Origin of the sequence: uncultured Romboutsia sp., from assembly GCF_958366745.1 — a bacterium.
In the GTDB taxonomy this organism is placed as follows: Bacteria; Bacillota; Clostridia; order Peptostreptococcales; family Peptostreptococcaceae; genus Romboutsia; species Romboutsia timonensis.
This window is the reverse complement of sequence record NZ_CATXCO010000118.1, coordinates 1-7,337: the sequence shown is the minus strand read 5'-3', so window position 1 is coordinate 7,337 and position 7,337 is coordinate 1. Positions and strand designations below refer to the sequence as shown.

The 7,337-nt window shown below is 27.8% G+C and carries 7 protein-coding genes; 1 reads left to right on the top strand and 6 read right to left on the bottom strand.

What is annotated here, in order from left to right; all coding sequences use genetic code 11:
• The coding region (locus Q5F54_RS08635) for a DUF362 domain-containing protein (RefSeq protein WP_302334246.1) at positions 1-274 on the bottom strand (274 nt) is incomplete at its 3' end.
• A 195-nt stretch (positions 275-469) separates the two neighbouring features.
• Between Q5F54_RS08635 and Q5F54_RS08630 the strand changes: the two genes are divergently transcribed.
• Positions 470-1,351, top strand: a complete 882-nt coding sequence (locus tag Q5F54_RS08630; RefSeq protein ID WP_281538653.1) for a LysR family transcriptional regulator — start codon at positions 470-472, stop codon at positions 1,349-1,351.
• Positions 1,352-1,532: 181 nt separating this feature from the next.
• Here Q5F54_RS08630 and Q5F54_RS08625 read toward each other — a convergent pair whose 3' ends face one another.
• The 5 genes from Q5F54_RS08625 to Q5F54_RS08605 all read right to left on the bottom strand — a co-directional run bounded on the left by Q5F54_RS08625 (position 1,533) and on the right by Q5F54_RS08605 (position 7,269).
• Positions 1,533-1,799, bottom strand: coding sequence for a Mor transcription activator family protein (locus tag Q5F54_RS08625; protein ID WP_281538654.1), 267 nt, complete (start codon positions 1,797-1,799; stop codon positions 1,533-1,535).
• A 291-nt stretch (positions 1,800-2,090) separates the two neighbouring features.
• Positions 2,091-4,508: a virulence-associated E family protein gene (locus tag Q5F54_RS08620; RefSeq protein ID WP_302334245.1), complete on the bottom strand. Its 2,418-nt coding sequence runs from the start codon at positions 4,506-4,508 to the stop codon at positions 2,091-2,093.
• 19 nt (positions 4,509-4,527) lie between these two features.
• On the bottom strand, positions 4,528-6,537 hold the full coding sequence (locus Q5F54_RS08615) for a DNA polymerase (RefSeq protein WP_281538656.1): 2,010 nt from the start codon (positions 6,535-6,537) through the stop codon (positions 4,528-4,530).
• Positions 6,537-7,058, bottom strand: a complete 522-nt coding sequence (locus tag Q5F54_RS08610) for a DUF2815 family protein (protein ID WP_302334244.1) — start codon at positions 7,056-7,058, stop codon at positions 6,537-6,539. The genes Q5F54_RS08615 and Q5F54_RS08610 overlap by 1 nt, the downstream gene beginning before the upstream one ends.
• A 19-nt stretch (positions 7,059-7,077) precedes the next feature.
• Positions 7,078-7,269 (bottom strand): helix-turn-helix transcriptional regulator, encoded by a 192-nt coding sequence (locus Q5F54_RS08605; protein ID WP_071120604.1) that lies wholly within the window; start codon positions 7,267-7,269, stop codon positions 7,078-7,080.
• Between the last annotated feature and the right edge of the window lie 68 nt (positions 7,270-7,337).

The following is a 7,337-nucleotide window of genomic DNA, read 5'->3' as shown; positions in this document are numbered from 1 at the left end:
TGAATCTTCTTACACTTCTTCTGAATTTTATGAAGTTAAGTAAGTTGTCAGCTTCCACTGAGAAGCTCTCTTTATCATAAGGAATAACTTCTTCCATATTATAATCATCAGTTGATACAGCTTCTACTGGACAAATAGCTATACAGTGACCACATTTGAAACATCTTTCGTTGTTTATTTCAGCCTTGTTATCTACTAAAGAAATAGCAGAAACTGGACAATCTTTTACACATTGTGAACAACCAATACATTTTTCTTTATTTACATTAAACATTACATTTCTCCTTTTTAATATATATATAAGTAATTTGACATTTATATATATAAAATTTATAATTTTTTTTGTTATTAAAATATTGAATAATATAACAATGAGATTATAACACTACTGAATGAATAATGTCTAATTGAAAATATTCATAAATATATAACTAAAAGTTATTGATTTTTAATGTAAAAGGAGATAAAAATGAACTTACAACAACTGGAGTATTTTAAAATAATAGCAGAAACAAAGAATTTCACAACAGCATCTGATATATTATCAGTTACTCAACCAGCACTAAGCAAAGCCATATCCAAGTTAGAAGAAGAGCTAGATGTTAAACTTTTTCAAAGGGAAGGAAGAAATATCAAGATTACGGAGTTTGGAGATGTTTTTTTGAAATATGCCAAAGGAGCTTTGAGTGAAGTTGAAAAAGGTAAACTTAAATTAAAAGAGATGAAAAATAATAGTGATATGATTATATCAATATCTTCAACTGCTTGTATTGGGGCAACTTTTATACCTTTTTTTATAAGTAGCTTTTTTAATGATAATTCGAAGGTGAAGTTTAATATTGATAATCAAAGCACAGATGAAATTTTAAAAGGAATAAAAAACAACCATGTTGATTTTGGATTTATAAGTGATATAAAGGATTTAGACAAATATAATAATTTGGAAGCTATTTTAGTTAAAAAGGAAGAATATGTTTTAATTGTTCCTAAAAACCATCCTTTAGCCAATAAGGAAGAAGTATATCTTAGTGATTTGAAAAATGAGTATTTTATAGCATACAATAATAAGTCTTCTGATGTGGAGAAATCTTATTCTGATTTAATAGGATATACACCGAAAATTTATGCAGAACCTAGTGAATCAAGTATACTTTCAGGTCTTGTGGCAGCAGGGGCAGGTATTGCCATAATTTTAAACACACCATTGATTAATACTAATAAGATTTCAGTTATAAAAATAAAGGATAAAATTGATGATAAAAGTATTTATATGGTGTGGAATAAAAATATTATTCACAATAAAAATAAAATGGAATTTAAAAATTATGCTTTAAATATGAGCAAAAGATGAAGGGACTGTAGGTAGTTTTGTGTAAATACAAACTTACCTACAGTCCCAAAAACCATATTACATAAAACACTTTTACTATCATAGCTAAAACATTCCATACAATTGAATAGTAATTACTATTAACTATTCCAATTGACATTATACTATATTTAAATTATTTATATATTTTGTAGTTACACCATTACCTACCTACAATCTGTCTAACAGCCACCTCACTAATACCAAACCTATTAGCAATCTCCCTATAATTACCTCCATCAAACACTTCTCTCATAATCCTATTTCTAGCCTTTTTAACAATAGCACCCTTACTAGGAATATAAACATTACTCCCACCACAATACTCAACCAAACTAATAAAAGTATCCATTCCAAAAATCTCAACTAAATCCTTACATCCCTGTGGAACATCATCCACCCTAATAAACTCTAAAATCTTTTCTTCCATAAAATCACCCCTATAATTTATTACCGTTACCAAAGAACTTAAATTATAAACTTTTTTCTAATTAGAGGTAATTTTTCTTTAATTTCCTCTATTTAGGCAAACTCTAAGGTTTTTTCGTCTCTTTGGTAACACTAGCAATATTCGTTGAAATTTAAACGTTTTACCCGTTACCAAAGGCGTTACCAGAGGTGTTACCGTAAATTTTTCGGTAACACCTTTTTTAAATAACCGTTACCAAAGTCAATTCTTTGGTAACGCCTTCGGTAACGCTAAAATAGGTCTTTGGTAACGCTAATTTTTTCTTAAAAAAGCCCTTTGAGTTCCATAAAACTTTCCAAACCTAAGTTTACCTTGTCCCTCTTTTAAACTTTCCCAGCCATCTATCCTTCTTAAAATTTCATTAATCTCCATTGCATTACCCCTATGAAAATTCTTTATATCTCCTCCAAATAGCTCAACCCAAACTTCAACACTACAAACTTTTTCTCTTAATATACAATCATTATCTACTCTTAAAAATTCACTTTCACTTATATATCTTCTTCTTTCATATATGTCCATATTGTACCAGTTTTTAGGAAGTTTAATATCTAAGTACTCCTTTATCATACCTTCCTTGCTATTACCTTCTAAGTGTTTTTCTTGTTGCATGGTTGCTTGTTTTTGAATATCTCCTTCTAAGATTAATTTTTCACCTTTTTTGTAAAAGTGCATAGCTTCTGCCCAAATCATATCTATTTCATGTTTGTTTAAATCTTCAAATAAATTCTTTTTAGGTTTATTTACTCCAACCATAAGTGGCCAATATCTTCTATTACCTGTTCTATCTTTTAAAAATTCAATTTCATTTGTAGTTCCAAAAAATACACATTGTCTTTTAAAGGTTTCAACTCTTCTTCCATAGGCTTGTCTATAACTATCTTCTGTTTTTGATATAAAGTGCTTTACTGATTCTGCCTCTGCTTTTTTAGTTGCCGATAGTTCTGCCATTTCTAATATCCAAGCGTTTTGTAATTGCTCATAGGCTTCTTTTCCTTGCACTGTATTTATAGAATCTGAGTACCAATGTTTACCCAACAAGCTTATTATATGGCTTTTACCTAATCCCTGCTTACCAACTAAAACCATCATATAATCAAATTTAGTACCAGGTTTAAATATTCTAGTAACTGCTGCAACTAACATTTTTCTAGTTATAGCTTTTGTATATTCACTATTTTCTGCTCCTAGATAGTCTATCATTAAATTGTCTAATCTACTTACATTATCCCAGTCAAGAGAGTTTAAATAATCCCTTACTGGATGAAATTCATTTCTTTTTTCTATTATAGATATACCGTCATATATTTTGTGTGGAGATACTATTTTATAAACTACATCTAAATACATTCTAAGATTTGAATCATCACTATCTTGCCACACATCACCGTTTTCTTTATCAACTACCTTTTTCCATGGTAAATCACCTTTTATAATTGTTCTATTTGAAAACAAGTTATAAGCTATTTTGCCTTTTAAATTTTTATCATTTTCAAGTATTGTTACTATATTTTTAATACTAGATTTATAAAGTCCATTTTTATCTACCTCTAGCTTTAATGTCCAACTATCATTTATATTATCCTCTTCACATACAGATGAAAAATCATTTATAGCTTTTTTTAATTTGCTTTGACCAAGTTCAAGCATTACTTTTTCATCTTTACTTATAAACTCTATCATCTTTGTATATGATGGTAGCTTGTTTATAGGAATGTCTGTAGATACATTTGTATCTAAATGTGAAAACTTATGAAGTCTTACTAAGTCAAAAGAATTACAAAGTTTATCACAGCATACATCAGTACTATGATGAGAATATGCAAAATTACCATTTTCATAGATAACCACACCATTAGAAGTGCTTCCATTTATATATGTGTATCTATCTTTAGTATCACCTTTTTTATATACATCATATAAAAACTTATCAATTACATCATATACATTGTAAGCTCTACAAAATGCACCTATTATATTATCTTTTAACATTGGGTTTTCTTTAATGTTATTATGTAAACTATAAAGTTTAGAATTTGATTTACTTAAGTTATCCAACAAACTTTCATCTTTACAATCGCTATATTTATTTAATATATCTAAAGGATCTAAAAAGTCTTTATCTATTAATTTAAACACATACTCCCCATCTTTAGAAGTAGATGGAAAGTACATAAGTCTTGACGGTGAATAGGTCGTATCATCAAAATAATCTATACCTATATCAAAAGCTATTTTTCTTGATATAGCTTCATATTGAATTGGATCTACTTCATTTTTTAATGGAATTATTATTCTAAACCTTGGACTTTTTTGCGTATGTTTATGTGTACTATATATACACATACCAAAATCAATATTTTTCTCAAGGTCTTCAATCATACCTTCATATCCAAAGTCTACATCTAGTGTTATTAAACTTCTATTTATTATAGTATCTTTTTTCCTTTTTCCATCCTTTAAGTTTCCACCTACAAATCCACCAACATCTTTTATATTGTCTTGTATATCTTTTGGAAAGTTTATATACTCCTTATAGGTTTCATTTGTATATTTTGTGTTTTTGATATATTTATCTATAAACTCTGAATAAGGCAACTTTAAGTTTACATAATTTAATTCTTTTCTACTTTTTCCTATAGCTACATTTATAATTTTGTCGTATTTCATAATATCCCCCATTTATAACCTACTTTTTATAATAATTACTTTCAAATCCATCAGCTCTTAAATTTAATCCCTTTAAATATCTGTTTTCCTTACACATTATTTCACAAACTTTTTCAACACTAGATACTCCATTTTCAACTTCTAAAACAATTTCATCATGTACATGCATTACAATATTAAATCCCTTGTTTCTTAAATTCATCATAGCCTCACCTAATACATCACGAGCTATTGCCTGGACAATATTTTCTACTAGTTTTCCACCATATGTAGTAAGTCTAGTATTCTTTTTAGTTGTAGAGTCTACTCCTTCATAGGTTATAATACTTTTGTTAAAAGCATTGTTATAATCTATTTTGGGTCTTATATATGAAAGTCTTCTACCAGATGGTAGTTTAATAAATAGTATATTTCCTTCATATATAAAACTAATATTTTTATCTATATGGACAATACTTTTATTATTAACAGCTTCTATAAAGGCTTTTTCAACAGTGTTCCATAGCTTAACAATATTTGTATTAGAGCTTCTAAAAGCCCTTACAATTTCTATAAGCTCACTTTCACATAAATTCATATTATAAGCACCCATACTAACTAAAGCTTTAACCCCACCTTGATAACCTAGTGCTAGTTCTGCAATTTTTCCTTTTTGTCTTAACTCACTTTCTTTAGTTATTTCATTTATATCGACTTTAAACATTTTAGATGCACTAGCTTCATAGATTTTCCCATGAGTATTAAATACATCTATTCTCCATTTTTCATCTGATAAATAAGCTATAATTCTTGCTTCTATTGCACTAAAGTCAGCTATTATAAATCTATGATTTTTCTTTGGTATAAAAGTTGTTCTTATTAACTGTGATAATATATCCGATAGGTTTTCTTGGTTGTATAAGTATGAATTTATATTGAAATCATAATTAAAATTCTTTTTCCTACTAGGAAAATTTGTATTAATTTCATTCCTTATTTTTTCTCTAACTTCTTCTAAATTACTCATTTTATTTTGTGGAAGGTTTTGAACTTGTACAAGTCTTCCTGCCCATCTACCAGTTCTATTTGCTCCATAAAACTGAAATAATCCTCTTATTCTTTCATCATCACACATACACCTTTTCATAGCTTCATACTTTTTAGTTGAAGTTTTATTTAACATTGCTCTAAGGTCCAGTACTTCTTTTATTTTTTCATAATGAGGATTTTTTTTAACTTCACAACTATTTAATAAATCGCCTACACTTTCTTTACTAAGTGAATTTACCTCTACTCCTAAGGATTTTAAATAATCTTTCATTTGATTGTTGCTTTTAGGATTATTTATATTAGTTATAGTTTTAAGCTTTTCTATTAAATTACTTTTAAAAATATTATCATAATAAATAGCATTTTTAAGTAAATTTATATCTACCAAAACACCTCTATCATTTATTTCTTGATCTAGTTCCCATAGCTTTTGCTCACTTTCTGGTAACTTAACTTTTTCTAAAACCTTTCTTATACTTCGCTCAACTCTTACATCATTTATACAATACTTTTTAAAGTCTTCGTATTTTTTAATTGCTTCAGTTTTTTTAATACTTTCACTATTTGAAGTTAATAAATCAAGGTTTTCCTTTTTCATAAAAAACCTTATTAAACTTTTACCTTCCTCAAGTTTTTGCTCTTTTAATCTTAAACTTTTAGCCACATTATCAAGTCCATGTGGTAGCCCTAAATATAGTGCGTGAACTTGTGTGCATCTAAACATCTTTGGACTTAAATATGTGTTAAAGTATTTTGATAAGCATACTCTTTCAAAATTAGCGTTAAATGCTGTTTTTATTATGCGTTCATCTAGTATATCTTTTTTTAGATTTTCTGGTATTTTTTCATTGTTTTTTAAATCTATAATTTTTATTTCTTCATCATCATAAGCATAGGCAATAAGCAGTATTTCAAAGTCATTTTGGGTATATTTATAGACCCCACTTTTTGTAAGGTCTATACTCCCATAAGTTTCTATATCAATAGATAAAGTTTTCATTATACTAATATCCCATCATCATAAGCTACACTAAAGTCATCTACTGCACTTGCTCTATTTACGATTTTCTCCCCATCTTTTAGCTTTTGAAGATTTAATAATTCACAAGATATACCACAGTTACCACTTTCTTTGTGATTGTATGGATAAAAGTTTATACTAACTCTACCTAAACAACCATTATATAATTCATCAGGACTTAATATTTTTAAGTCTTTATCAACGACCTGTGGTCTATATTTTGAAGTTGCATGTATATAAAAGCTATCTTCATATTCTTTTCTTCCTGTTGCGTCCCCGTCTTTTAAATTATCTGGAACTTTCCCATCCCATATATCAAGTCCATTTTTAGTAGCATTGTATATTCCTTCATATATTTTATCCATAGTATTACTTTCTTTATGTATTATAATTGTTATGCTGTATTTAGGCTCTGAAGATAATGCGTTACTTCTTGCCTCTTTTATGTTTACATAGTTTAATTTTACGCTCCCTGTTACTACTTTAGTGTTAAGTTTCATTTATTTTCCCCCTTATATTTTATTGTTTTTCAAAGATATCATCATATTGGTAGTTTAAAGCCTTTTTTATGCTTACAGCTACTTTTAATGATGGGTTTCTTCTTCCGTTTTCTATCATTGAATAATAGGTTCTATGTATGTTTACCATATTTGATAGACTTTCTTGAGTAAGATTTTGTTCTTTTCTTAAACTTTTAAGTTTGCCCCTCATATCTAACCCCCTTTTTTGTGACTTTTATTTACTATTTGGTTACTTTTAGTAACTTTTATATTTTAATT